Here is a 24,743-nt window from a genome sequence, read left to right on the forward strand (position 1 = left end):
CTCACCTGCGCAGCCACCGCCGCCTACGCCGCCCGTCGCGCAGGACCAGCCGCGCCGCGGTACGGCCGCTCGCTCCGGATACCCCGCCGCCCGGATGGGTGGAGGCACCGGTGAGGTAGAGGCCGGGCGCGCCGGGTACCCGCTGCCCGGACAGTTCCGGTAGGGGACGCCACAGCATCATCTGATCGAGGCTCATCTCGATATGCATGACATTGCCGCCGCGCAGACCCATCTCGGTTTCCAGGTCGACCGGGGTCTGAATGTGGCGGCGCAAGACCGTCCCCGCCGCGCCGGGCGCGTACCGGTCCAGTTCACCGATGATCCGGTCGGCCTCGGATTCGGCGTGCGACGCCCAGTGCGTACCGTCGGCGAGCCGGTAAGGATGCCATTGCGACCACAACGAGAGCTGGTGCTCTCCGGGCGGAGCGATACCGGGATCCAGTGCACTGAAACTCATCCCCAGCACCACCGGCCGCGGGGGGAGCCGGCCGCCGAGGGCGTTTCCGTGCGCGAGCCGCAACTCCCGGCGACCGGTGACCAGCAATTGCAGACCGGTCGCGGAGTCGGCGGATGTCGCGCCCGGATACTGCGGCAGCGCGCTGGTCGCAGCCCGCACCACCATGCCGATACCGGGACCGACGCGGATCCGCCGCCGCCACCCGTCCAGCGTTTCCGGATCGAAACCGCCGGCGCCCAGCAGTTCGAGGGTGGTCAGGATATGGGTTCCGGCGATCACGGTATCGGCGGTGTGGTTGCGTCCCGCGTCGGTACGGACCTGCCACCGGTCGCCGCGGTGGGCGATCGCGGTGACCGCGTCACCGGCGACGATCTCCCCGCCGTCGGCGCGCAGCCGGGCCACGAGCGCTTCGGTGAGCGCGCCGCTTCCGCCGATCGCCCGGCCGGGCGGCAGGGTGTGCATGAGCGCCGCGAACCCCACCATCGGTGCGGTCCCCGGTTCCGACATCGGCGGGCCCGATTGTGCCCCGAACCAGGCCAGCGCGGCCTTGAGCCGTTCATCGTCGAACCAGTTGTCCAGCAGTGCGTCACCGGTCTGCAGGAATTCCCGCGACAGGGCGCTACCTCCCGCACGGGCATCCAGGCCCCAGAACGAACGCAGGAGATGGCCGGGAGCCGGGGCGCCCCCGAACGAGCGCATCATCCGGCTTGCGCGTGGCTCCCAGACCGCAACGAAACGCCGATAGGCCGCCGCGTCACGGTCGCCGCAGGCGGTGGCTACGGACGCGCAGGTGCGGTCGAGATCGCGGTGGAAGACGATCGGGGCCGCGCCGGTATCGGGGCAGGCGGGGACGAAGGCCCAGGGGTCGCAGTCGAGATAGTGCAGGCCGAACCGGTCCAGCGCCAGATCCTCGATGATCCCGGTATGCCGGATCATCAGATGTGCCGACGATCCGCGATCCACGCGATGCCCGGGGAAGCGCTCCACGGTCGATACCGCACCGCCGAGGATGCTGTCGCGTTCCAGCACGCGCACCGGATGGCCCGCCCGGGCCAGATAACACCCGGCGACCAGTGCGTTGTGCCCGGAGCCGACGATCACCGCTGTCATGGCGGCGGCATCGGTAACGGCCGGCCGAGAATACCGAAGCGGCGGCTGTCGCCGGCGAAGACGAAATCGCGTAGTACGTCCTGGAAGCCCATCCGCCGGTACAGCCGCCAGGCCCGGTTGTCCTCGGCGGATACTTCGGGTGTGGACAGCAGTACCGCGCCTTCGGGCCGGTCATGCAGGAGTTTGCGGAGCAGGATCGCGCCGATACCGCGCCCCTGCGCGCTCGGATGGACGTGCAGTTCGGTGAGTTCGAAATAGTTGCCGAGCAGTCCCTGGGTCGCCGCTACCGACCAGCCGGACCGCCGCATACCCGCATGCACCTGCTGCTGCCACCATTGGTGTGGTCCGCCGCGATAGCCGTAGGCGATGGCGACGAGCGGCGAGGTGCGGATATCGAAGCCGCCGTTGTCCTCGGGGACGACCGCGGCGACGGCCTGCCAGCCGGCGCGCTGGGTGTGCTCGGTCCACATCGGCGCGCGATGGTGCTCGGTGCCGCGCGGATAGTCCATGGCCGCGACATATATCGACAGTGCGTCGTGCAGCCGGGCGCGCAGGGCGTCGACCGAGAGGTCGACGACGACGGGGGCGGGGAGATGGTTGGGTTTGACGGCGGTCATTGCGGTATCGGTGGGCTCTTTCGCGGTCGGCGGGGCGGAGCTGGGACTTTCCGGCGGGCGAACATGTCGGTGGTCGTCTCTATATTCAAGCTCGAGCCAAACGTTCGAATACCTGTTCGGCCCCCCACGGTGCACGCTCAGCCTGCCATACCGGCGGGCCGCCACGGGGGTCGGCGGGGGAGATACGGAGGGACGGCCATGGCGGAACGACACGTTCACCCGGGTCGATCGGGCCGCGCAGGGGTGTTGCTGCAACGCGCCGACGGACTGTTGATGGAAGCGGCGGGGGAGCACGATCCACGGGAGCGATTCCGGGTCGCATATCTGGCCGCGCTGCGTGGGGCGGGGGCGGTACTGGCACTCACCGGCGCCGATAACGCGCCGCGGGCCCGCTCGCGTAACGCCTGGGTGATGCTGCAGCGTGCCGCGCCCGAATTCGTGATGTGGGCGGACTATTTCAGCGGCCATTCCGCGACCCGTGCGGCGCTGGAGGCCGGTCTGCCGCGCGAAATCGGGGATACGCGTGCCGACGAGTTCTACGCACGGGTGGGCGCATTCCTCCACGATGTGGAGGATCTGATCGCACCGGCGGCTCGGTTGCGTGCCGCGGGAGACGGTAACGACATGCTGTGAGGCCATATGGCCGCCCGTGCCACGGGGCCGTGCGCGGTATTCCGCGCACGGCGCCGACCGGAGGTGGTATCGGCTCAGTGCCAGTGAACAGCAGACCGGTGTCGGGCCGGAGAGATCCCGGATGAGTAGGTGCTGCCGACCGGCCGGCCCACGCGGGCCGGACGACGCCCCGGCCTCGGCTGCGGTGCATCCCCGCCTGTCCCGGTGCGGGCCGTCTACCACGGCTTTCGGTACTTGCCGGGCTCGCTGCGATCACGAAGTTCGCTCGGCTGTACCCATATGGTGGTACGGCTCTGGGGGAACTCGTATCATTGGTGGCAGATAGCCGCCAAGGGGTTATCTGTCGCCTACCCGGAGGCGACAGCCACGTCCTAGTGCCGGGGGAGGTACCGTGCCACTCTCCGAGCACGAGCAGCGCATGCTCGAACAGATCGAGAGCGCTCTCTATGCTGAGGATCCGAAGTTCGCGTCGTCCGTCCGCGGTGGACGCTTCCGTACGCCGTCGAGTCGCCGCAGACTCCAGGCCGCGGCCTTGTTCCTGATAGGCCTCGTCCTGCTGATCGCCGGTATCGCCCTTCCGGTGCGGCCCGGTGGTTTCCCGATCATCAGTCTGATCGGATTCATCGTGATGTTCGGTGCGGGAGTTCTGGTCCTGCTCGGCGGAACGAAGGGTGGACCGGCGGATGGGGGCGATACGTCCCCGAACGATCCGCCGGCCGCGTCGGGATCGTCGCCGCGCGGCGGTGGTCGGGGCCGGCAACGCCGCTCCGGTGGTTTCACCGAGCGGATGGAAGACCGGTTCCGTAGAAGGTTCGAACAGGAGTAGTAGCCCGCCGAGGCGGACTTCTCACATATTGCGCGGACAGCGATGCCGCACCGGAATCCGGTGCGGCATCGCTGTCCGCGCTTGTCCGGTGCCGTGCCGCCCGGCCCGGCAGATGCGGTCCGGTGGGCGCGGCAAACGTCCCGGAGCCCGCTTTCCCACATCTCCCCACCGGAGCCCTCCACGATGCCCCACTGCACCCTGTGACGGTGTGTGAACAGGGGGTTTGCTGGAAGTTGACGGGGCCCCCTCAGCTCTCTGTGTGTGGACGCGCGCAAGGAGGCAGAGCGCGCGAAAAGTTCGCTTCACCTGTGATAGCTGGGGTGACCTGCGAAATCCGTGAACCGGGGAGCCACATCACCCCGTGTTTCGATTGAAAGTGGGGGAAAGTGGGGTAATGTGGAGCGCGCACTACAGGAGAGGCCGTAAGGCGCTCGGCCGGCCCAGCCGGCCAACACCATTCGAGGTGGTCCGGTAGGAGGTATCGGGGTTGTTTCTCGGTACTTACACACCTCGGTTGGACGACAAGGGGCGACTCACGTTGCCCGCGAAGTTTCGAGACGATCTGGCGGGAGGGTTGATGGTCACCAAAGGGCAGGACCACAGCCTGGCCGTCTATCCGAAGGAAGAGTTCAGTGCACTCGCCCGGCGAGCTGCTTCGGCATCCCGGAGCAATCCGCAGGCGCGGGCATTCATCCGGGCGCTGGCGGCGGGAACCGACGAACAGCGGCTGGATACGCAGGGCCGGATCGTATTGTCGGCCGAACATCGCCGGTACGCCAACCTCACCCGCGACTGCACGGTCATCGGTTCGGTGGACTTCCTGGAGATTTGGGACAAGCAGGCGTGGGAGACCTACCTCGCCGAACACGAGGAGGGCTACGCGCAAGCGAGAGACGAGGCATTGGGCGGAATCTTCTAGCCCGCGGCGAGTGCCACGCGGCCTCTGCCCGGACGCGGACCCTGACGTACTTCCCCGACGCCAGGTGCCGCTTCGGTCAGAGCCCCCGCGGCATTCGTTCGGTCACCGATTTCCTTCTGTCGCACATTCTGTGGCCGTCCCCATCGCGGTGGCGGTGCCGCATCTCACGCAAATTTCCGCACCGCTTCGGCGACGGCATCCGCGCCGCCGCCACGGTCCGATACGACCCGCAGCCGGTCGCAAGGCACAATTCCGGGAGGTCAGGTGAACCGTGAGCAGCACGGCACGCGACACGTCCCTGTTCTGCTCACTCGCGCGGCGGAATTGCTCGACCCGGTGCTCGACCGGCCGGATGCGGTGTACCTCGACGCCACCCTCGGGCTGGGCGGCCATGCCGAATACTTCCTGCGGACCCATCCCGCCCTGCGCCTGGTAGGGCTGGACCGGGATACCGACGCGCTGTCCCATGCCGCCGAACGGTTACGGCCTTTCCAGGACCGGACCACTCTGGTACACACCCGCTACGACGGGATAGCCGATGCGCTCGCCGAGGCAGGGTTGCCCGCGACGGGGTCGGTGCACGGCCTGTTGATGGACCTCGGTGTCTCGTCCATGCAACTGGACGAAGCCGAACGCGGCTTCGCCTATTCGGTGGACGCGCCGCTGGATATGCGGATGGATCCGACCACCGGTCCCACGGCCGCCGATGTGCTCAACACCTACAGTCACGGTGAGCTCGCCCGGGTCCTGAAAACCTATGGCGAGGAACGATTCGCGAGCCGGATCGCGTCGGAGATCGTACGCCGCCGGGCCAAGCAGCCGTTCCGGACCAGTGCCGAATTGGTGAGCCTGCTCTACGACGCCATCCCCGCGGCCGCCCGGCGAACGGGCGGACATCCGGCCAAGCGCACCTTCCAGGCCCTGCGGGTGGAGGTGAATGCCGAACTGGAGTCGCTACGGGCCGCACTGCCCGCCGCGCTGGACGCGTTGTGCCCCGGCGGGCGGATCGTCGTCATGTCGTATCAATCGCTCGAGGACCGGGTGGTCAAACACGAACTGGCGGGCCGGGCGAAATCGCGGACGCCGGTGGACCTTCCGGTCGAACTGCCCGGTATGGGCCCGCTGTTCCGGATCCTGACCCGCGGCGCCGAACAGGCGAGCGCCGCGGAGATCGAGGACAACCCGCGCGCGGCGCCGGTACGGATGCGGGCCGCGGAAAAGATCGTGCAGGAGGCGGTATGAGCCGGCACCCCCGCCCGTCCGTGCGCACCTTATCCGATCCTGTGGGTATATCGAATTCGATTGTCCACGAACGAAATATCGAGTACTACAGGGTGTATGCGGTACCCGCGTATCGCATCGTGAGCACGTGTCCGGCGGTACCGGAGGTGAAGCGGTCGGACACCGCGGACGGATACAGCACAGGGGCACGCGTCAGGACGTCGCGAGCCATCACACCGATACGGGGGTGTCTGGTATGAGTGTGGGAACACGTACCGAAATCGGGCGGCCGGCCCGGCGCGCACACAGCGCCGAGCGGGTGAAATCCGGTGCGGCACAGCGAGCCTACGAACGCCGCCGGCAGCGGGTGACGACGCCCGCCGCGCCGGCCGGTTCGGAGCTGACCGGCCGGGCGCCGTTCGTCGCCGCGATCCTGGCCATGTTCGGTTGTGGCCTGGCGCTGACGCTCGTGCTGACGACGCGCGCCGCCGAGGACAGCTACCAGCTCAGCGATGCTCGCGAGGTCAACCGGGTGCTCTCCGACGAACGCGCGGCGTTGCAGCGGGAGGTGGCCGCGGCCGATTCCGCCCCCGTACTCGCCGCTCGTGCCCGGGAACTCGGCATGATTCCCGCCGACGACCCCGCTCGCCTGGTGGTGGCGCCGGACGGAACGATCACCGTGATCGGTGATCCCGTACCGGCCCAGGGCCCGCCCGCACCGCCGTTGAACGCGCCGCCGAGGACGGCCCCGCCTCATGGTGCCGATCCGGGAGAGCGGGTCGTCCCGGTGCCGCTCACCCCGCCGGTGCCCGCTGCGCGTCCCGAGTCAGGCAGTGTGCTCGCTGCCCCGGGGGTGGATCCCGTACAGCCGGCCCCCGGTGGTGCACCGGAACCCGGTCAGCCTCCCGCGGGTGCTACCCCGGCACCGGAAAATGCCGGTGCGCCGGTTGCTCCGGTCCCGGGGAACGAGGCGGTGCCTCCCGCTGCTCCGGCCCCGGGCGCGCCCGCGGTGGGTGTTCCCGCTCCGGTGGACGGTGCCGTGGCGCCGCAGCCGCCGGTCGAACCGGGCGCGGCTGCCGGTGACGGCGGCGCGGCCGTACCGCCACCGGCTCCGGCCGGGGTGCCCGCAGGGGCCCCGGGAGCGGTTGCCGGGGAGGAGATGCGGTGAATCCGCGCGGGTCGGGACGCGGGCGCGACGCGCCGAAGTCCCGTACCGCGGGCAACCGGGGTTCTGCGAAGGGCCGTCCGGCCCCCGCCCCCGGCCGGCCCAAACGCTCGCGGGCCGGGGCGAAAAAGGACGGGCCCGTGCGGATGCGGCTGGGCGTGGGCCGGGTGATCATGCTCGTCGCGCTGACCGTGGTGGCATTGCAGCTGCTGTGGATCCAGACCATTTCCGCGCCCACACTGTCCGCGCAGGCAGCCGGGCAGCGAACCACCTACCAAGACCTGCCCGCCACCCGCGGCACCGTCACCGACCGGCACGGTAAATCGCTGGCGCTCACGGTGATCGCGCAGGCGTTGAGCTTCCAGCCGGTGCGGGTGCGCAAAGATCTCGCCGATGCCCGGGCCGCGGACGATACCGCGCCCGAACCCGATGAACGCCTGCAGGAGATCGCGCGCACCGTGCACGAAGTGCTCGGCCCGGACGGGCCCGAAGAGGGCGAGCTGCTGGACAAACTGCGTAGCGACGAACCTTTCGTGTATCTGGCCCGTAATGTCGATCCCCGCAAGGCCGACACCATTACCGCGAAGTTCCCCGAGGTCGGATCGGAACGGCAGGACCTGCGTGAGTACCCGGGCGGCTCGCTCGCGGCGAATATCGTCGGCGCCACCGGATGGGACGGGCACGGCAGGGTCGGCCTGGAGGGTGCGCTGGACTCGGTCCTGGCCGGTACCGACGGGTCCTATACCTACGATCGCGGGTCCGACGGCGCGGTCATCCCGGGGAGCTGGCGCGACCGCCAGCCCGCGGTGGACGGCAACGATGTCGAGCTCACCATCGATTCGTATCTGCAGTACTACGTGCAGCAGCAGATCCAGCAGGCCAAGGACCGATCGGGCGCGAAATCGGGGTCCGCGGTGGTCTTGGACGCCAAAACCGGCCAGGTCCTGGCGATGGCCAACGACAATACGTTCAACCCTGCCCTGGGGCCGGAACACTGGGATCCCGCAGGACTGGACAACCCCTCGGTGACCCAGCCGTTCGAACCCGGTTCGGTGAACAAGGTGGTGACCGCCGCGGCCGCCATCGAATACGGTCTCACCGATCCGCAGGAAGTGCACCAGGTCCCCGGCAAGATCCAGATGTCGGGGGTGACCGTCGGCGATGCCTGGGAGCACGGCGTCGAGCCCTACACCACCACCGGGATCTTCGGAAAATCCTCCAATGTCGGCACCCTGATGCTGGCGCAGCGCGTCGGGGAGGACCGGTTCGCCGATATGCTGGACCGATTCGGCCTGGGCCGGCGGACCGGGGTCGGCCTGCCCGCGGAGAGTTCGGGTCTGCTGCCCGCCCGCGATCAATGGTCCGGCGGCACTTTTGCGAACCTGCCGATCGGGCAGGGGCTTTCGATGACGACACTACAGATGACGAGTATGTACCAGGCCATTGCGAACGACGGGGTGCGGGTGCCGCCGCGGATCCTGCGCGCGACGGTCGCACCGGACGGTTCGCGCACCGAGGAACCGGCACCCGAGGGAGTGCGGGTGGTGAGTCCGGAGACCGCGCGCACTGTGCGGACGATGTTCCAGTCGGTGGTTCAGGACGACCCGACCGGCGTCCAGACAGGTACCGGGGCCGCCGCGGCGGTCGAGGGCTACCGGATCGCCGGGAAAACCGGAACCGCGCAAAAGGTCGACCCGGACTGCGGCTGCTATTCCAGCGATTCCTATTGGATCACCTTCGCCGGTATCGCGCCCGCGGACGATCCCCGGTATGTGATCGGATTGATGCTGGACGCGCCGCAACGCAGCTCCGACGGCGGCGGGGGACAGTCGGTGGCACCGCTGTTCCAGGATATCGCCTCCTGGGCGCTGCAGCGAGACCGGATACCGCCGTCGCGGCAACCGGAGCAACAGTTCGTCCTGCAGGCGTCGTGATTCGGCGAACCGGCTTACCCGGCCCGGACGCGGCGTCGGTAACCTGACTCGTCGTCGTATCCGCGCGCTTCATCATGCAGAGAGGAACCCCGTGCCCGCGCAGTCCAGCCAGCACGTGCTGCGGCCCGCCCGGCCGCCGTCGACCCCGCTGTCCGATCTGCTGGAAACGATCGCCGCCGACCCGCGGCCGGCGGTGCCCGCCGACCTGCGGATCACCGGTATCGAGCAGCGCTCCGACGCCGTGTTACCCGGTGATCTGTTCGCCGCGCTACCCGGATCACGCGCGCACGGCGCCCGGTTCGCCGCGGACGCGGTGGCGCGCGGCGCGGTCGCGGTACTGACCGATCCCGCGGGCGCCGAGGTAGCGGGTGAGCTGCCGGTGCCGGTGGTGGTGCGCGAGAATCCGCGCGCTGTCCTGGGCGAGTTGTCGGCGGCTGTCTACGGCCATCCGTCGGAGCGGCTGGCGATCGTCGGGATCACCGGTACCTCCGGTAAGACCACCACCTCCTATCTGGTGGAGGCCGGGCTGGCTGCCGCGGGGCTTTCCACTGCGCTGATCGGCACCATCGAGACCCGGATCGGCGGTCGTCGCGTACCCAGTGCGCTCACCACTCCCGAGGCGCCGCAGTTGCACGCCATGTTCGCGCTGATGGTGGAACAGGGTGTGGACGCGGTGGTGATGGAGGTGTCCAGTCACGCGCTGGCGCTGGGCCGTGTGGACGGTGTGCGATTCGCGGTGGGCGCGTTCACCAACCTGACGCAGGACCATCTGGATTTCCACGCCGATTTCGAAGACTATTTCGCGGCCAAACGCCGGTTGTTCGAGCCGGATTCGCCGGTGGCGGCGCGTACCGCGGTGGTGAATATCGACGATGCGTGGGGGCGCCGGCTCGCCGACGGGCTGGCTGCTCCGGTGCGGGTCTGTACGACCGGCCCCGCGGACTGGTCGCTGGCCGGGCCCGCCCGCACGCACGGTGGCGAGCAGGACTTCACCGCGGCCGGCCCCGCGGGGGAGACGGCGGTGCGGTTGCGGCTGCCGGGTGACTACAACGTCGCCAACGGATTGCTCGCGCTCGCGGTATGCGCGGCGGCGGGAGTCGATCCGGCCACCGCCGCCCCCGCGCTCGCCACGGTGGACGTACCGGGCCGGATGCAACGAGTGGATCGGGGGCAGGATTTCCTGGCCCTGGTGGATTACGCACATAAACCCGCCGCCGTGGAATCGGTGATCGCGACCCTGCGCGCCCATCTGGCCGCTGCGGGCGGCGCGGGCCGGCTGGCGGTGGTGGTGGGTGCCGGTGGCGATCGCGATACCGGCAAACGTGGACTGATGGGTGCGGCCGCGGCGCGCGGCGCAGATCTGCTGATCGTCACCGACGATAATCCGCGCAGTGAGGATCCGGCCGCGATCCGTGCGGCGCTGGTGGCCGGGGCGAACAGTGTGCCCGCAGAACAGCGCGGTGAAGTACGCGATATCGGCGACCGGACAGCGGCGATCGAGGCCGCCGTCGCCTGGGCGCACGCCGGCGATGTGGTGCTGGTGGCCGGTAAGGGACATGAAGTGGGACAGGAGATCCAGGGCGTGAAATATCCGTTCGACGACCGGGAGGCGCTCACCGCGGCGATCGCGTCGACCCGGCCGGACCGTCCGCAGGGTGCGAACGCGGAGGACTTGACGATTCCATGATCGACATCACCTCGAGGCGTGGCATACGCGCAGCCGGCTACCGGTGGAGACCGCGTAGGACCGAAAATACTTCCGGCGGTGGTCGGTGAACCAGGAACCCACCGAGACATCGGACGCACATATGCCGGACAGCCCGTCCCGACCGCTCGGGGCGGGATTCACACTGCGGGAGGTCGCCGAGATCGTGGGCGGCGAACTCCACGATGTCGACGATCCCGAGGCAGTCGTCACCGGTTCTGTCGAATTCGATTCACGCCGTACCGGTTCCGGCGGTCTTTTCGTAGCGTTGCCCGGGGAACGGGCCGACGGCCACGATTTCGCGGCGACCGCGCTCGCGGCGGGGGCCGTGGCGGTGCTGGCCGCCCGGCCGGTCGGTGTTCCGGCCGTTGTCGTTCCGCCGGTATCCGCCTCCTCGACCAATGCGCTTGCTCTCGAACACGATTCCGACGGTTCCGGCGCCGCGGTGCTGGCCGCGCTGGCGGCGCTGGCCGCGGCCCACGTGCGGCGATTGGTCGCTGCGGGCGGGCTGACCGTTATCGGTGTCACCGGTTCCTCGGGGAAGACCTCGACCAAGGATCTGCTGGCGTCGGTACTGGCGCCGCTCGGTCCCGTGGTGGCGCCGCCGGGATCGTTCAACAACGAACTCGGACATCCGTGGACCGCGCTGCGCGCCGGTCCGGACACGCGGTTCCTGGTCCTGGAGATGTCCGCCCGTGGGCCCGGCCATATCGCCGCGCTCGCTCGGGTGGCGCCCCCGAGTATCGGTGTAGTACTCAATGTCGGTACCGCCCATCTCGGTGAGTTCGGCAGCCGGGAGGCGATCGCCGCGACCAAGGGTGAGCTCGTGGAGGCACTGCCCGATACCGGTCTGGCTGTTCTCAACGCCGACGATTCGCAGGTGAGTGCGATGGCCGCGCGGACATCGGCGCGAGTGCTGATGGTGGGGCAGAGCGCCGGGGCGCAGGTCCGGGCGGAGGGAGTCACACTCGACGAGCAGGCCCGCGCCTCGTTCACGCTGCGCACCCCGCAGGGTGACCGCGACATCACCCTGGCCGTCCACGGCGAACACCAGGTGGGTAACGCGTTGTCGGCGGCCGCGGTGGCGCTGGAATGCGGTGCCGACCTCGATACTCTCGCGGCCGCGCTCGCCGGGGCCCACGCGGTGTCTGCGCGCCGGATGGATGTCCGCACCAGCGCCGCCGGGGTCACGGTGATCAACGATTCCTACAACGCCAACCCCGATTCCATGCGGGCCGCGCTCAAAGCGCTGGTCACCATGGCCCGGTCGGGTGATACAGCGCGCCGCAGCTGGGCGGTGCTCGGGGAGATGGCCGAACTCGGCCCGGAATCGGTGGTCGAACACGACGGTATCGGCCGCCTGGCGGTCCGCCTGGATGTGGACCGGCTGATCGTGGTCGGTACCGGACGGCCCTCCCGGGGCATGCACCAGGGAGCGGTCATGGAAGGCTCATGGGGTGAGGAGTCGGTGCTCGTCCCGGATATCGAAGCGGCCGTACAGCTGCTCGACGCCGAAGTCGAAGCGGGTGATGTGGTGCTGGTGAAAGCATCGCAGTCGGTCGGACTGTGGGCGGTGGCCGAGAAGCTGCTGGCCGCGGGAAGCAAGAAAACGGGTGCCGGTACTCCGGCGCCGGGCGGCTCGACCGCCGATGGGGCAGGCACGGAGGCAGTGCGTTGAGACAGATCTTGTTCGCGGCGGCGATCGCACTGACGGTGTCGATCCTGTTGACCCCGCTGCTGATCCGGATATTCGCCCGGCGCGGCTTCGGGCAGGAGATCCGGGTCGACGGACCGGCCAGCCACCAGTCCAAGCGGGGCACTCCCACAATGGGTGGCGTCGCGATCATCATCGGTATGTGGGCCGGGTACCTGGGGTCGCATCTGATCGGCATCGGCTACGACGCCGAGGGGCCCACCGCTTCCGCGTTACTGGTGCTGGGCCTGGCCACGGCGCTGGGCGTGGTCGGATTCATCGACGATTTCATCAAGCTCCGCAAGGGCCGCAACCTCGGGCTCACAGCGGCCGGTAAGTATCTGGGACAGGTCACCGCCGCGGTCGTTTTCGGTGTGCTGGCGCTGCAGTTCCCGGGTGGTAACGGGCTCACCCCGGCCGGCCGGCAACTGTCGTATGTGCGCGATATCAACACCGTCACGATGAGCGTGGTGGTGTTCCTGGCGTTCATCTGTTTCATCGTCGTGGCCTGGTCGAACGCGGTGAACCTGACCGACGGCCTGGACGGTCTCGCCGCCGGGTCGATGAGCCTGGTGCTCGGTGGCTACGTGGTCATCACGTTCTGGCAGTACTACCACTCGTGTGAGACCAAACCCGAGACCGGCTGCTACAACGTGCGTGATCCGCTGGATCTGGCGCTGGTCTGCGCCGCCGGTACCGCGGCGTGTATCGGATTCCTGTGGTGGAACGCCGCGCCCGCCAAGATCTTCATGGGCGACACCGGTTCGCTCGCGCTGGGTGGTCTGCTCGCCGGTATATCCGTCACCACCCGCACCGAACTGCTGATGGTCGTCATCGGCGCGCTGTTCGTCGCCGAGGCGGCATCGGTTGCGCTGCAGGTCGCGGTCTTCCGCACCACCCGCAACCGGTTGTTCAAGATGGCGCCGTTCCATCATCATTTCGAACTGAGTAAATGGGCGGAGACGACGGTGATCATCAGATTCTGGTTGCTGGCCGCGATGGCCTCGGCGGCCGGACTCGCCTTGTTCTACAGCGAATATCTCTCGGCGGTCGGGTGAGCTGACGATGGAGGATCATGCACCACGGGCCCTGCGTTCGCCGGGGCCCATGCTGGAATTCTTGCGCGGCCGGGAGGTTCTGGTCGCCGGTTGGGGAGTGTCGGGTCGCTCGCTGATCGCGCCGCTACGCGATATCGGCGCCCGGCCGGTCGTTACCGACAACGGAGCCCGCGCGCTGGCCGAGGCGGCCGAACTGGGGCTCGATATCGCCCCGGCGCCCGAATTGGAGAACACCGATTGGTCGCGGTTCGCGCTGGTGATCACCAGCCCGGGCTGGCGGCCGGATTCGCCCGTGCTGGCCTCGGCGGTGGCCGAGGGAACCCCGGTCTGGGGTGATGTGGAGTTCGCCTGGTGGGTCGATCAGGCGCGGCTCTACGGTCCGGTACGGAAATGGCTGGTGATCACCGGGACCAACGGTAAAACCACCACCACCGCGATGACCCACTCCATTCTGCGGGCCGCCGGTGTCCCCAGCGTGGCCTGCGGAAATATCGGCCTGCCCATCCTGGACGCATTGCGCCGCAGCCCGGGGCCGCAGGTGCTGGCGGTGGAACTGTCCTCGTTCCAGCTGCACTGGGCACCCTCGGTACGCCCGGAGGCCGGTGTGGTGCTGAATGTGGCCGAGGACCATCTGGACTGGCACGGCGGTCTCGACGCCTATGCCGCCGCCAAGGCGCGGGCCCTGCTGGGCCGCATCGGGGTCGTCGGGCTCGACGATCCGATCGCCGCGGGGCTGGCCCGCCGGTCCAAGGCACGCCGCACCATCGGGTTCCGTATCGGTGTGCCCGCCGACGGTGAACTCGGCGTGGTCGACGGCAAACTCCTCGACCGCGCGTTCACCAAGGCGGCGATCCTGGCCGAGTCCAAGGAGATCAGCCCACCCGGTCCGGCCGGTATCGCCGATGCCCTGGCCGCGGCCGCGCTGACCCGGGCGATCGATGTGGCGCCGCAATTCGTCCGCGAAGGACTGGTGGCGCACAAGGTAGGCCCGCATCGGTCGGCGCTGGTGCGGGAATTGGGCGGTGCGGAGTTCGTCGACGATTCCAAGGCCACCAACCCGCATGCCGCGCGTTCGTCGATCCTCGCTCACCAGCATGTGATCTGGCTGGCGGGGGGCCAGCTGAAGGGCGCCGGCGTCGAGGACCTGGTGGAGGAGGTGGCCGAGCGGCTGGTCGCCGTGGTGTTGTTCGGCATGGACGCCCCCGTGATCGCGGCCGCACTGGCGCGACACGCACCGGAAGTCCCCGTCGTGGAGCTGGATACGCGAGACCATTCCGGCATGGGTCAGGCCCTCATGAACGAAGCGATCACCGGTTCGCCGGATTACGCTGTCGCCGACGCGGTCATGGCCCGCGCGGTGCGGGAGGCGGCGGCGTTTGCCGGGCCGGGCGATACGGTGCTGCTGGCACCGGCCGCGGCGTCGCTGGATATGTTCACCGATTACACCCACCGGGGCCGCAGTTTCGCCGGCGCGGTCGAGGAGCTGAAGGACGAGGACCTCGGGCGGCGGTTATGAGTCCGCGCGGTACGCGACAGGTACAGGTCGGCCGATTCGGCGCCTGGCTGGCGCGACCGCTCGCCTCGTTCCACTTGGTGGTCACCATCGCCACCCTGCTCACCGTGCTGGGCCTGGTGATGGTCCTGTCGGCCTCGAGCGTGGAATCGTACGCAGACGGCGGATCGGCGTATGCGCTGTTCGTCCAGCAGGCCATGTACGCGGTGATCGGCGCCGTGCTGTTCTATCTGGCGCTGCGGATCCCGCTGCGCTGGCTACGGCAGGTGTCGTTTCCGCTGTTCGCGGCGTCGGTGCTGCTGTTGGCGCTGGTGCTGATCCCCGGGGTGGGCAGTACCGTCAACGGCGCCCGGCGCTGGATCGACCTGGGCTTGTTCTCCATCCAGCCCTCTGAGGTCGTGAAGGTGACCTTTGTGATCTGGGGCGCCCACCTGCTGGTTTCGCGCCGCGCGGCGGCGCGGGCCGCCAACGATCCCGGTGGGCTCAAGAACCTGCTGGTACCGCTGGTGCCCGCCGGGCTGCTGGTCTGCCTGCTGATCGTGCTGCAGCCGAACCTGTCCACCACCATCGCCATGGGCATCGTCCTGCTGGCGTTGCTGTGGTTCGGCGGCCTGCCGGTGCGCCTGTTCCTGGCGATCCTTGCCTCCGGCGCCATCGCCGCCCTGGTACTGGCGTTGTCGGCGGGGTACCGCTCGGACCGGATGCGAGCGTTCTTCAACCCCGGCGACGATCCGCAGGGCATCAACTACCAAGCCCGCCAAGCCACGTACTCGCTCGCCGACGGCGGGCTGTGGGGGCGCGGGCTGGGCCAGAGCCGGGCGAAATGGAGCTACCTGCCCAACTCCCACAACGATTTCATCTTCGCCATCATCGGTGAGGAACTGGGCTTCCTCGGGTGTGCCCTGGTGCTGGGTCTGTTCGCGCTGTTCGTCTACACCGGTCTGCGGATCGCGGCGCGTTCGGTGGATCCTTTCCTGCGGTTGCTCACCGCCACCGCTACCACCTGGATCACCGCTCAGGCACTCATCAACATCGGGTATGTGGTCGGCCTGCTACCGGTGACCGGGCTGCAGCTGCCGCTGGTTTCGGCCGGTGGTTCGTCGCTCGCGCTGACCCTGCTGATGTTCGGCATCATCGCCAACGCCGCCCGGCACGAACCCGAGGCGGTGGCGGCCCTGCACGCCGGGCAGGACGGCCGGGTCAGCCGGCTGCTGCGCCTGCCCAAACCGGAGATCTACCACTCGCCGCGGTCGCGTTCGGGTACGCCGGCCGCCGGCAGCAAAGCACCCGCCCGCGCGACCCCGCGCGACGATGACCGGCCGCGTACCCGTACCCGGGCCAACAGCCGCGGTACCGATACGCTGCGGGCGACGCGGGCCTGGGAACCCAGCTATTCGGTGACACACGGACGAGAACGGGGAAAGTACAGGTGAGCGCAGCTCAGTCCGCCCACGAGGATTCGACCCGGCCGGATACGGGTCCGGATCCGGCGCCACGTGCGGACGCGATATCGGTGATCGTCGCCGGCGGCGGCACCGCGGGACATATCGAACCGGCCCTGGCCGTGGCCGATGCGCTGCGCCGGCTGGCCCCGGGCACCCGGGTGACCGCGCTGGGCACCCGGCGCGGGCTGGAGACGACGCTGGTTCCCGAGCGCGGCTACCCGCTCGAGCTGATCCCGCCGGTGCCGTTGCCGCGGAAACCGAGTATGGATCTGCTGCGGTTGCCGGGCCGGGTGCGGGCCTCGGTGGCGCGTACCCGGGAGATCATCGACGAGGTCGGTGCCGATGTGATCGTCGGATTCGGCGGCTATGTCGCGCTGCCTGCGTATCTGGCTGCCGGGGCCGGTGTGCTGCGCCGCCGGCGTGCGGTGCCGATCGTGGTGCACGAGGCGAATGCAAAAGCCGGTATCGCGAACAAGGTCGGGGCCCGCCGGGCCGCGCGGGTGCTCGCGGCAGTCCCGGATTCGGGACTCCGTGCCGATATCGTCGGGATCCCGGTGCGTTCGGCGATCACCTCGCTGGACCGGGCCGGACTGCGGGCGCAGGCCCGTGACCATTTCGGGCTGCCCGCCGAGGGGCCGGTGCTGCTGGTGTTCGGCGGGTCGCAGGGCGCGCGGTCGATCAACGCCGCGATCTCCGGCGCCGCGCCGCAACTGGCCGCGGCCGGTATCTCGGTCCTGCATGCGCACGGTCCGAAGAACAACCTCGAGGTGCCGTCCCCGGACCCGCACGCCCCCTACGTCGCGGTGCCCTATCTTTCGCGGATGGATCTGGCCTACGCGGCCGCCGACGCAGTGGTCTGCCGTAGCGGCGCGATGACCGTCGCCGAAGTGTCGGCGGTGGGCCTGCCTGCGGTGTATGTGCCGCTACCACACGGAAACGGCGAACAGGAACTCAATGCCCGGCCCGTTGTCGCCGCCGGTGGTGGCAGAATCGTCGGTGACCCGCAACTGTCCGCGAAGTATGTGATCGATGAGGTGATACCGCTGCTCACGGATCCTGCACGCATAGCCGAGATGGGCCGGGCCGCTGCCGGTGCCGGTCACCGCGACGCCGCCGACGAGGTCGCGCGGATCGTGCTGCGGGCGGCGGGCCGGTGAGCGAGGACCAGGTGACGGCAGTTCCCGCCGGGCCGGGCACGCTCCCGCCGGAGCTGCTCCGGGTACATATGGTCGGAATCGGTGGCGCGGGGATGTCGGGGATCGCCCGGATCCTGTTGTCGCGTGGGGGTGCGGTGTCCGGTTCCGATGCCAAGGAGAGCCGCGGTGTGCTGGCTCTGCGGGCGCGCGGGGCACAAGTGCGTATCGGCCACGATGCCGGCGCCCTGGACCTGCTGCCCGGCGGTCCCACGGTGGTGGTCACGACCTACGCCGCCATCCCCAAAACCAATCCCGAACTGGTCGAGGCCCGGCGCCGCGAGATTCCGGTGGTGCTGCGGCCGGCCGTCCTCGCCGCCTTGATGAGCGGCCATCGCACCCTGCTGGTCTCGGGGACGCACGGCAAGACTTCCACCACCTCCATGCTCATCGTCGCGCTGCAGCACTGCGGGCTGGACCCGTCGTTCGCGGTGGGCGGTGAGCTCAACGAGGCGGGTACCAATGCCCACCACGGCAGCGGTGACACCTTCGTCGCCGAGGCCGACGAGAGCGACGGATCGCTGCTGCAGTACGACCCGGATGTCGCCGTGGTCACCAATATCGAATCCGACCATCTCGACTTCTTCGGCTCCGACGATGCCTATGTACAGGTTTTCGACGATTTCACCGACCGGCTCGCGGCCGGCGGCCTGCTGGTGGTGTGCCTGGACGATCCGGGCGCGCGAGCTCTCGCCGAGCGGGTCGGACCGCGGCTGACCGAGCGCGGGGTCGAGGTCCTCGGATACGGTTCGGGTGATCTGCCCGATGCGCCGGTTCCCGTGGGGGTCCGGTTGCACAGCTGGGAACCGCGGGATGTGGGCGGTATCGCCCAGTTCCAGCTCAGCGGCGAATCCGCACCGCGCACTTTGCGGCTGTCGGTACCGGGCCGCCATATGGCGCTCAACGCTTTGGCCGCATTGCTGGCCGCGCGGGCCGCGGGCGCGGATATCGACGAGATCATCCAGGGGCTGGAGGGTTTCGGTGGCGTTCACCGCCGGTTCCAGTTCGTGGGCCGGGAGAACGGCGTCCGCGTTTTCGACGATTACGCCCACCATCCCACCGAGGTCCGCGCCGTGCTCGGGGCCGCCGCCGAACTGGTCGATCAGGAGGCGCGCGACGGTGCGCGGTCGCGCCGCGGCCGGGTGATCGTGGTCTTCCAGCCGCACCTGTACAGTCGTACCGCGACTTTCGCCACCGAGTTCGCGGCCGCACTCGATCTGGCCGACGAGGTGGTGGTGCTCGATGTATTCGGCGCCCGGGAGGAACCCTTACCCGGTGTCAACGGTGCCCTGGTCGCCCAGTCGGTCGGCAAACCCGTGCACTACCAGCCCGATATGTCGCGGGTGGGCCGGCAGGTGGCCGGTCTCGCCCAGCCCGGCGATGTGGTGATAACGATGGGCGCCGGGGATGTCACCATGCTCGGCAGCCAGATCCTGGACGGACTACGCGCGCGTCCGCAGTACGGGCGGTGACGCGGAGTGCGGTCCGGGGCGCGGCGATTCGGGATGCTCGGGTCACGGCGTTTCCGGTTGTGGGCGGTGCCCGCGGTAGCGCTGGCGCTCACCTTTGCAGCGCTGGCATGGTTCTCGCCGATGCTGTCGGTACGCGAGGTGCAGATCGAAGGGGCGGGAGCGATACCCGAGGATCGGATCCGGGAGTTGCTGCAGATTCCGGACCAGGGATCGATTCTGCGGATCGATACCGCCGCAATGGCCCAGCGGGTGGCGAGTATTCCGAAGGTGCGCAGTGCGCGCGTGCAGCGGGTGCTGCCGTCGACGGTGCGGGTGCGGATCGAGCCGCGCACCCCGGTGTTGTACTACGACACCGCCGAGGGGGCACATCTGCTCGACGCGGACGGAATCGAGTACGCGATCGAGCCCGCACCGATCGGAGTTCCGAAGCTGGAGACCGAGAAACCGGGCAGTGCGGATGCACTCACCCGGGCGGCGATTGCCGTGGTGAGAGTGCTGCCACCGGGATTGACGGTGCAGGTGGACAGTGTGCGCGCCGAAACCGTCTCGGATATTTCGCTGACACTGCGCGACGGTCGCACTGTACTGTGGGGCAGCAGCGAGGACGGCGAACGCAAATCGGCGGTGGTGCTACCGCTACTGACGCGTCCGGGAACCGTGTTCGACGTCTCGAGTCCCAGTCTGGTCACGGTAAAATGAGTTCCAGCAATCTTGTTCGGTTCGACCCTGTCCGGTTCGCCGCGCCGCGGCGTCCCCGGGCGATCGCGCGGCGATTTCCCGCCGCGGGTGCCGGGGGCGTACCACGATGTGGGCGCGCGCCGTACGGCAACCGTTCACGATACGACGGGCACCGCCGCAACGGCGGCGAGTTCGCCGAAGAAACTGCTGATCGTCTCGGCGCGCCTGCGAGCGGATCGAGACGGCGGCGAATAGCGTTCGGCACCAGTCGGATACTTGACATAACTCCAACCCTATGGTTGAGGTTCAGGGTTCGCCCGGATCACGGTTCGCGGATTGCGATCAGACGGACCGGTACGGGGTATCCGGAAACGACAGACTTTGGATCGAAGGAAGGCGAGAGCTCATGACGCCCCCGCACAACTACCTTGCCGTGATCAAGGTCGTCGGTATCGGCGGCGGCGGCGTGAACGCCGTCAACCGAATGATCGAGCAAGGCCTGAAGGGTGTCGAGTTCATCGCGGTGAACACCGACGCCCAGGCACTGCTGATGAGCGATGCCGACGTGAAGCTCGATGTCGGGCGTGAGCTCACCCGGGGACTCGGCGCCGGCGCCGACCCGGAGGTAGGCCGTAAGGCCGCCGAGGATCACAAGGACGAGATCGAAGAGGTGCTCAAGGGCGCCGATATGGTCTTCGTGACCGCGGGCGAGGGCGGCGGTACCGGTACCGGCGGTGCGCCCGTGGTCGCGAGTATTGCGCGCAAACTGGGCGCGCTGACCATCGGTGTGGTCACCCGGCCGTTCTCGTTCGAGGGCAAACGCCGCGGTAACCAGGCCGAGGTCGGCATCAATATGCTGCGCGAATCCTGCGACACCCTGATCGTGATCCCCAACGACCGGCTGCTGCAGCTCGGCGATGCGGCGGTGAGCCTGATGGACGCCTTCCGCTCCGCCGACGAAGTACTCCTCAACGGTGTGCAGGGCATCACCGATCTGATCACCACCCCGGGCCTGATCAACGTCGACTTCGCCGACGTCAAGAGCGTGATGTCCGGCGCGGGTAGCGCGTTGATGGGTATCGGTTCTTCCCGGGGGGAGGGCAGATCGGTGAAAGCGGCCGAGGCGGCGATCAACTCGCCGCTGCTCGAGGCCTCGATGGACGGTGCGCACGGCGTCCTGCTCTCGATCGCCGGCGGTTCGGATCTCGGCCTGTTCGAAATCAACGAGGCCGCATCGCTGGTGCAGGAAGCCGCCCATATCGAGGCCAACATCATCTTCGGTACGGTGATCGACGATTCGCTCGGCGACGAGGTACGGGTAACCGTTATCGCCGCCGGGTTCGACGGCGGCGGTCCGACCAGACGCACCTTCGATACGGCGAGCAGCCGGGGATCGCTCGGTTCCGGGCGGACGGCGGAGATCTCCGCGCAGTCTGCGCGCAGCGCCGAACTCGGTCACTCCCGTACCGCCGAACTCGGTGCCGCACGCGGCCATTCCGAAGAGCCCGCGTCCCTGCGGTCGTCGGATTCCGGTTCGTCGGTCGCCCGGGGCCCGGCGCCGAGCTACCGCGATACCGAACGCAGCCGTCCGCCGGTGGATCCGACCCTCACGCACAACAGCCGGTCGCATATCCAGCCGTCGCCGGAACTGCCCGACGATGACGACGACGTCGACGTCCCGGATTTCATGCGTCGCTGACCGACCCGCCATGGCGTGCCCGGGGCGGACGATAGCGGCGTCGGCGACCGCCGGCGTACCGGCACTGTTCGAGGCCCCAGGCGCTTTCGCCGGTGCCGGAGCTTCGTCGCCAGGCAGTGACCTGGTGTGTACTCCGGTATCCCGGCCACCGCGTCCCGTGCCGTGCGGTCCGGGCATGCGCCGGCCGGGGCCTCGGTATCCCCGGCCGCACGCGATCCCATTCGGTTCGCCGCGAGCGGTCGGTGAATGGGTACGCGCGTTGCGCCCATTAGGCTCGACATCATGACTGCGCCACCGGTACTCACCGTTCGACGGGTAGTGACCACGCGCGCGGGGGGTTTCTCCGCGCCACCCTACGATTCGTTCAATCTGGGCGACCACGTCGGTGACGACCCGGAAGCGGTGCGTCGCAACCGTGCCCGCCTCGCCGCCTCGCTGGACCTACCCGCCGATCATCTGATCTGGATGGATCAGATCCACGGGCGAACCGTAGTGACGGTCGACGGCCCGCGCGACGAACCGGTGCCGGGCACCGACGCACTGGTCACCGCGCGGCCCGGGCTGGCGCTGGTGGTGCTGACCGCCGATTGTGTACCGATCCTGCTCTCCGACGACGAAGCCGGTGTGATCGCGGCAGTCCACGCGGGCCGGGTGGGGGCTCGGATCGGGATCGTGCCGCGCGTGCTGGAGGCGATGGTCGCCGCCGGGGCGCGGCCCGAGCGAATCGGCGCGCTGCTGGGGCCGGCGGCCAGCGGGCGGCAGTACGAGGTGCCGGCCGAGATGCGTGCCGATGTCGAGGCGCATCTGCCCGGCAGTGCCACGACAACAGTGCGGGGTACACCGGGATTGGATCTGCGTGCCGGAATCCGGCGTCAGCTGACCGCGGCCGGCGTCGGCGCCGTCGCCGAGGATCCGCGCTGCACCATCGAGGACACCACCCTGTTCAGTCATCGCCGCGGCGCGCCGACCGGCCGGCTGGGCAGCGTTATCTGGATGGAGCACGCCACCTAGGCGCTCCGGCGCACCCCGGAGGGTCTGCCGGGGATCCGGTAGTGCGCGGATCGCGGCGCCGGGCCGCGGATCCGGTTTCCGAGTGCGGAGGAGGAGATTCATGATCACGGCGATACGCGGAAACCGGATCGGCGGCCGACGATGAGTGGGATCGGGCGTGGCGTGCGGGGCGAATGCGCCTGGGATCCGGAGGGTTCGGCGGAACGCACGCCCGGCGATGGGCCACAGGAAGCAGGTGGCGCGGTGCCGCAGGGCGGATTCGCTGTCCCGGACAGTGGTCCGTCGGGGCCGGGAAGTACGGCCCGCGCCGATGTGCTGGCTCGCCGGCTCACCGGCCTGCTCGCCCGCATCGAGGCAGCGTGCACGGCCGCAGGCCGCGATTCCGGCGAGGTGCGGCTGTTGCCGGTGACAAAATATTTTCCGGCCTCGGATATCGCCGTGCTCCATCGTCTGGGCCGCCACGACTTCGGTGAGAACCGGCCTCAGGAGGCCGGTGCCAAAGCGGGCGAGCTGCACGATTTACGGCCCCTGCGCTGGCATCTGATCGGCCGGTTGCAGCGGAACAAAGCGCGGCAGGTGGCGCGCTGGGCATATGCCGTCCAATCGGTGGACAGCGAACGTCTGGCGACCGCACTGGAAACAGCGGTCGCCGCGGCACTGGACGCCGGTGAACGGCAGCAGCCGTTGGAGGTGCTGATCCAGGTGAGCCTGGACGCCGATCCGGCCCGCGGCGGGATGGAACCCGCCGGTGTCCCGGCGCTGGCGGATCGGATCGCGAGCTCCCCCGAGCTCCGGTTGGCAGGGATTATGGCTATTCCGCCGCTGGTCGCCGACCCGGACGCGGAATTTGCGCGGCTGGCCGAGGTCCACAGCCGCTTACGTGCAGCGCATCCCACTGCCACAGAACTGTCCGCCGGGATGTCCAATGATCTTGAAAGAGCTATTGCCCATGGATCGACGTGTGTGCGTGTCGGTACCGCCCTCATGGGGGAGCGACCGATAACCTCGGCGTAGCAAACAAACCTCATCAGTCACATTCGACACATATGCTGGGACACGACGAGGGCTGAGCAAGACTTCAACACCCGGCCGCCACCGGGGCCGAAGGAAGGTCGACCAGAATGAGCGAGCGCAGCGAGCGAGTAGTGGGCGCAGCCACGAGCGTGGTCGTGTACGGGCCGAGCGACAGCGAGGCGCAATCATGAGCACACTGCACAAGTTCAAGGCGTACTTCGGCATGGTTCCGCTCGAGGATTACGAAGACGACTACGTCGACGATCGCACCCCCCGTGGGGTCGAGGATCGCGGCGGACGCCGGCCGCGTGACTACTCCGACCGCGCTCCCCGTGACTACGACGACCGTCCGGACTACGACCGGTACGCCGAGGACCGTTACGACGGTGCCGACTACCGCGAGGCGCCGTACAAGTCCTCGTACCAGCCCAGCTACCCGCCGCCCCGGCGGGACGACTACCCGGGCGACACCTACGCCGACGATTACGAGGGTCCGCGCCGCCCCACCCGGATCGACGCCGCCGCGTCCGGCCGGTATCGTCCGGGCGGCGGTGCCTCCCTGCGCGGCGCGACCAGGGGAGCGCTGGCAGTCGATCCCGATGCCGAGGAGCGACGGCTGGCCGAACGGGTCCGTCCCGAACCGGCCGCCGCCCGCCGTCCCGCGATCTTCGAGGACGGAGGTCCCTTGTCCAAGATCACCACGCTGCGCCCGCGTGACTACAGCGAAGCGGCGATCATCGGTGAACGGTTCCGGGAGGGTAACCCGGTGATCATGGACCTGGTCGACCTGAGCAACGCCGACGCCAAACGTCTGGTCGACTTCGCCGCCGGGCTGGCGTTCGCCCTGCGTGGCTCGTTCGACAAGGTGGCCACCAAGGTGTTCCTGCTCTCTCCGGCCGATGTCGACGTATCGGCCGAGGAGCGCCGCCGGATCGCCGAAACCGGTTTCTACAACCAGAAATAGCGGCCGTCGCGCCCGGAGCGGGCGCGACGTTGCCGGGACCGAAGTCGGCGCGGGCATTTTGCACCGCGCCGATTTTGCGGCAGAGTGAGACCGTGGCCTTGTTCGCGGTGCTGTACTTCGTACTGTTCATCTTCTGGCTGTTGCTGATCAGTCGGGTGATCGTCGAGTTCATCCGTAGTTTCGCCCGTGACTGGCGTCCCACCGGGGTGGTTGTCGTGATACTCGAGGTGATCTTCACGATCACCGATCCCCCCGTGAAGCTGCTGCGACGGTTGATACCACCGGTCTCGCTGGGCGGAATTCGACTGGATTTGTCGATTATGGTCCTGCTGTTCCTGGTGTTCATCCTGATGTCCGTCGTCAGCGGCCTCGGCGGGTCGGTAGCTCCGGTGTGACAGAATGGTCCGAGAAGACTT

General features: G+C 68.8%; 21 protein-coding genes. 19 read left to right on the top strand and 2 right to left on the bottom strand.

All coding sequences use genetic code 11. The features are described from left to right. Nucleotide 1 precedes the first annotated feature (1 nt). Together NFL01S_RS24430 and NFL01S_RS24435 are read right to left on the bottom strand one after the other, a co-directional pair. Entirely contained in the window at nucleotides 2–1,567 is a 1,566-nt protein-coding gene (locus NFL01S_RS24430; protein WP_062978641.1) for a phytoene desaturase family protein, read from the bottom strand. Further along, the gene (locus NFL01S_RS24435; protein WP_062978642.1) at nucleotides 1,564–2,184 is read right to left on the bottom strand and encodes a GNAT family N-acetyltransferase; all 621 of its coding nucleotides are present in this window, start codon (nucleotides 2,182–2,184) and stop codon (nucleotides 1,564–1,566) included. Before NFL01S_RS24435 ends, NFL01S_RS24430 begins: the two co-directional genes overlap by 4 nt. Nucleotides 2,185–2,382: 198 nt before the next feature. On the opposite strand from NFL01S_RS24435, the gene NFL01S_RS24440 reads away from it, so the two are divergent. The 19 genes from NFL01S_RS24440 to NFL01S_RS24535 all read left to right on the top strand — a co-directional run bounded on the left by NFL01S_RS24440 (nucleotide 2,383) and on the right by NFL01S_RS24535 (nucleotide 24,722). After that, nucleotides 2,383–2,817, top strand: coding sequence for an SAV_6107 family HEPN domain-containing protein (locus tag NFL01S_RS24440; protein WP_174555720.1), 435 nt, complete (start codon nucleotides 2,383–2,385; stop codon nucleotides 2,815–2,817). Nucleotides 2,818–3,208: 391 nt separating this feature from the next. Continuing rightward, nucleotides 3,209–3,643 (top strand): SCO2097 family morphological protein, encoded by a 435-nt coding sequence (locus NFL01S_RS24445; protein WP_033245099.1) that lies wholly within the window; start codon nucleotides 3,209–3,211, stop codon nucleotides 3,641–3,643. Nucleotides 3,644–4,130: 487 nt separating this feature from the next. Further along, the gene (gene mraZ, locus NFL01S_RS24450; RefSeq protein ID WP_062978644.1) at nucleotides 4,131–4,562 is read left to right on the top strand and encodes a division/cell wall cluster transcriptional repressor MraZ; all 432 of its coding nucleotides are present in this window, start codon (nucleotides 4,131–4,133) and stop codon (nucleotides 4,560–4,562) included. A gap of 264 nt (nucleotides 4,563–4,826) precedes the next feature. After that, nucleotides 4,827–5,804: a 16S rRNA (cytosine(1402)-N(4))-methyltransferase RsmH gene (rsmH, locus tag NFL01S_RS24455; RefSeq protein ID WP_062978645.1), complete on the top strand. Its 978-nt coding sequence runs from the start codon at nucleotides 4,827–4,829 to the stop codon at nucleotides 5,802–5,804. A 235-nt stretch (nucleotides 5,805–6,039) separates the two neighbouring features. Further along, nucleotides 6,040–6,951 carry a cell division protein FtsL gene (gene ftsL, locus NFL01S_RS24460; RefSeq protein ID WP_063916028.1) on the top strand — a complete coding sequence of 304 codons (912 nt, stop codon included), beginning with the start codon at nucleotides 6,040–6,042 and terminating at the stop codon, nucleotides 6,949–6,951. A gap of 143 nt (nucleotides 6,952–7,094) precedes the next feature. Then, on the top strand, nucleotides 7,095–8,882 hold the full coding sequence (locus tag NFL01S_RS24465) for a peptidoglycan D,D-transpeptidase FtsI family protein (protein WP_084493210.1): 1,788 nt from the start codon (nucleotides 7,095–7,097) through the stop codon (nucleotides 8,880–8,882). A 91-nt stretch (nucleotides 8,883–8,973) separates the two neighbouring features. Beyond that, on the top strand, nucleotides 8,974–10,569 hold the full coding sequence (locus tag NFL01S_RS24470; protein WP_084493211.1) for a UDP-N-acetylmuramoyl-L-alanyl-D-glutamate--2,6-diaminopimelate ligase: 1,596 nt from the start codon (nucleotides 8,974–8,976) through the stop codon (nucleotides 10,567–10,569). A gap of 121 nt (nucleotides 10,570–10,690) precedes the next feature. Continuing rightward, nucleotides 10,691–12,265: a UDP-N-acetylmuramoyl-tripeptide--D-alanyl-D-alanine ligase gene (locus NFL01S_RS24475; protein ID WP_062978791.1), complete on the top strand. Its 1,575-nt coding sequence runs from the start codon at nucleotides 10,691–10,693 to the stop codon at nucleotides 12,263–12,265. Further along, complete coding sequence (mraY, locus tag NFL01S_RS24480; RefSeq protein ID WP_033245102.1) at nucleotides 12,262–13,338, top strand: phospho-N-acetylmuramoyl-pentapeptide-transferase; 1,077 nt, start codon at nucleotides 12,262–12,264, stop codon at nucleotides 13,336–13,338. The genes NFL01S_RS24475 and mraY overlap by 4 nt, the downstream gene beginning before the upstream one ends. A 49-nt stretch (nucleotides 13,339–13,387) precedes the next feature. Continuing rightward, a complete protein-coding gene (gene murD, locus NFL01S_RS24485; protein ID WP_062978646.1) occupies nucleotides 13,388–14,854 on the top strand; it encodes a UDP-N-acetylmuramoyl-L-alanine--D-glutamate ligase in 1,467 nt (488 codons plus the stop codon). Beyond that, nucleotides 14,851–16,284: a putative lipid II flippase FtsW gene (gene ftsW / locus NFL01S_RS24490; protein WP_062978647.1), complete on the top strand. Its 1,434-nt coding sequence runs from the start codon at nucleotides 14,851–14,853 to the stop codon at nucleotides 16,282–16,284. The genes murD and ftsW overlap by 4 nt, the downstream gene beginning before the upstream one ends. Before the next feature lie 74 nt (nucleotides 16,285–16,358). Beyond that, nucleotides 16,359–17,453, top strand: a complete 1,095-nt coding sequence (gene murG, locus NFL01S_RS24495; protein ID WP_062978792.1) for an undecaprenyldiphospho-muramoylpentapeptide beta-N-acetylglucosaminyltransferase — start codon at nucleotides 16,359–16,361, stop codon at nucleotides 17,451–17,453. 68 nt (nucleotides 17,454–17,521) lie between these two features. After that, complete coding sequence (murC, locus tag NFL01S_RS24500; RefSeq protein WP_062978793.1) at nucleotides 17,522–18,961, top strand: UDP-N-acetylmuramate--L-alanine ligase; 1,440 nt, start codon at nucleotides 17,522–17,524, stop codon at nucleotides 18,959–18,961. A gap of 33 nt (nucleotides 18,962–18,994) precedes the next feature. Further along, nucleotides 18,995–19,660 (top strand): cell division protein FtsQ/DivIB, encoded by a 666-nt coding sequence (locus tag NFL01S_RS24505; RefSeq protein ID WP_062978648.1) that lies wholly within the window; start codon nucleotides 18,995–18,997, stop codon nucleotides 19,658–19,660. A 385-nt stretch (nucleotides 19,661–20,045) separates the two neighbouring features. Continuing rightward, nucleotides 20,046–21,338 (top strand): cell division protein FtsZ, encoded by a 1,293-nt coding sequence (gene ftsZ, locus NFL01S_RS24515; protein ID WP_062978650.1) that lies wholly within the window; start codon nucleotides 20,046–20,048, stop codon nucleotides 21,336–21,338. Nucleotides 21,339–21,620: 282 nt separating this feature from the next. Continuing rightward, nucleotides 21,621–22,349, top strand: coding sequence for a peptidoglycan editing factor PgeF (pgeF, locus tag NFL01S_RS24520; RefSeq protein ID WP_062978651.1), 729 nt, complete (start codon nucleotides 21,621–21,623; stop codon nucleotides 22,347–22,349). Between the two features lie 141 nt (nucleotides 22,350–22,490). Then, on the top strand, nucleotides 22,491–23,363 hold the full coding sequence (locus NFL01S_RS24525) for a YggS family pyridoxal phosphate-dependent enzyme (protein WP_084493214.1): 873 nt from the start codon (nucleotides 22,491–22,493) through the stop codon (nucleotides 23,361–23,363). 187 nt (nucleotides 23,364–23,550) lie between these two features. Further along, entirely contained in the window at nucleotides 23,551–24,327 is a 777-nt protein-coding gene (locus NFL01S_RS24530; RefSeq protein ID WP_062978652.1) for a cell division protein SepF, read from the top strand. A 92-nt stretch (nucleotides 24,328–24,419) separates the two neighbouring features. Then, on the top strand, nucleotides 24,420–24,722 hold the full coding sequence (locus NFL01S_RS24535) for a YggT family protein (protein ID WP_033245431.1): 303 nt from the start codon (nucleotides 24,420–24,422) through the stop codon (nucleotides 24,720–24,722). Nucleotides 24,723–24,743: the final 21 nt, after the last annotated feature.

The organism is Nocardia flavorosea NBRC 108225, from assembly GCF_001613385.1.
Taxonomy (GTDB): Bacteria; Actinomycetota; Actinomycetes; order Mycobacteriales; family Mycobacteriaceae; genus Nocardia; species Nocardia flavorosea.

Excerpts from the sequence above, each read along its gene's own strand:
- NFL01S_RS24465 (WP_084493210.1), top strand. The coding sequence starts at position 7,095 with ATGCGGCTGGGCGTGGGCCGGGTGATCATGCTCGTCGCGCTGACCGTG.
- NFL01S_RS24505 (WP_062978648.1), top strand. The coding sequence starts at position 18,995 with ATGCTCGGGTCACGGCGTTTCCGGTTGTGGGCGGTGCCCGCGGTAGCG.
- NFL01S_RS24440 (WP_174555720.1), top strand. The coding sequence starts at position 2,383 with ATGGCGGAACGACACGTTCACCCGGGTCGATCGGGCCGCGCAGGGGTG.
- NFL01S_RS24530 (WP_062978652.1), top strand. The coding sequence starts at position 23,551 with ATGAGCACACTGCACAAGTTCAAGGCGTACTTCGGCATGGTTCCGCTC.
- NFL01S_RS24435 (WP_062978642.1), bottom strand. The coding sequence starts at position 2,184 with ATGACCGCCGTCAAACCCAACCATCTCCCCGCCCCCGTCGTCGTCGAC.
- ftsZ (WP_062978650.1), top strand. The coding sequence starts at position 20,046 with ATGACGCCCCCGCACAACTACCTTGCCGTGATCAAGGTCGTCGGTATC.
- murD (WP_062978646.1), top strand. The coding sequence starts at position 13,388 with ATGCTGGAATTCTTGCGCGGCCGGGAGGTTCTGGTCGCCGGTTGGGGA.
- ftsW (WP_062978647.1), top strand. The coding sequence starts at position 14,851 with ATGAGTCCGCGCGGTACGCGACAGGTACAGGTCGGCCGATTCGGCGCC.
- ftsL (WP_063916028.1), top strand. The coding sequence starts at position 6,040 with ATGAGTGTGGGAACACGTACCGAAATCGGGCGGCCGGCCCGGCGCGCA.
- NFL01S_RS24525 (WP_084493214.1), top strand. The coding sequence starts at position 22,491 with ATGAGTGGGATCGGGCGTGGCGTGCGGGGCGAATGCGCCTGGGATCCG.
- murC (WP_062978793.1), top strand. The coding sequence starts at position 17,522 with ATGGTCGGAATCGGTGGCGCGGGGATGTCGGGGATCGCCCGGATCCTG.
- NFL01S_RS24475 (WP_062978791.1), top strand. The coding sequence starts at position 10,691 with ATGCCGGACAGCCCGTCCCGACCGCTCGGGGCGGGATTCACACTGCGG.
- NFL01S_RS24430 (WP_062978641.1), bottom strand. The coding sequence starts at position 1,567 with ATGACAGCGGTGATCGTCGGCTCCGGGCACAACGCACTGGTCGCCGGG.
- pgeF (WP_062978651.1), top strand. The coding sequence starts at position 21,621 with ATGACTGCGCCACCGGTACTCACCGTTCGACGGGTAGTGACCACGCGC.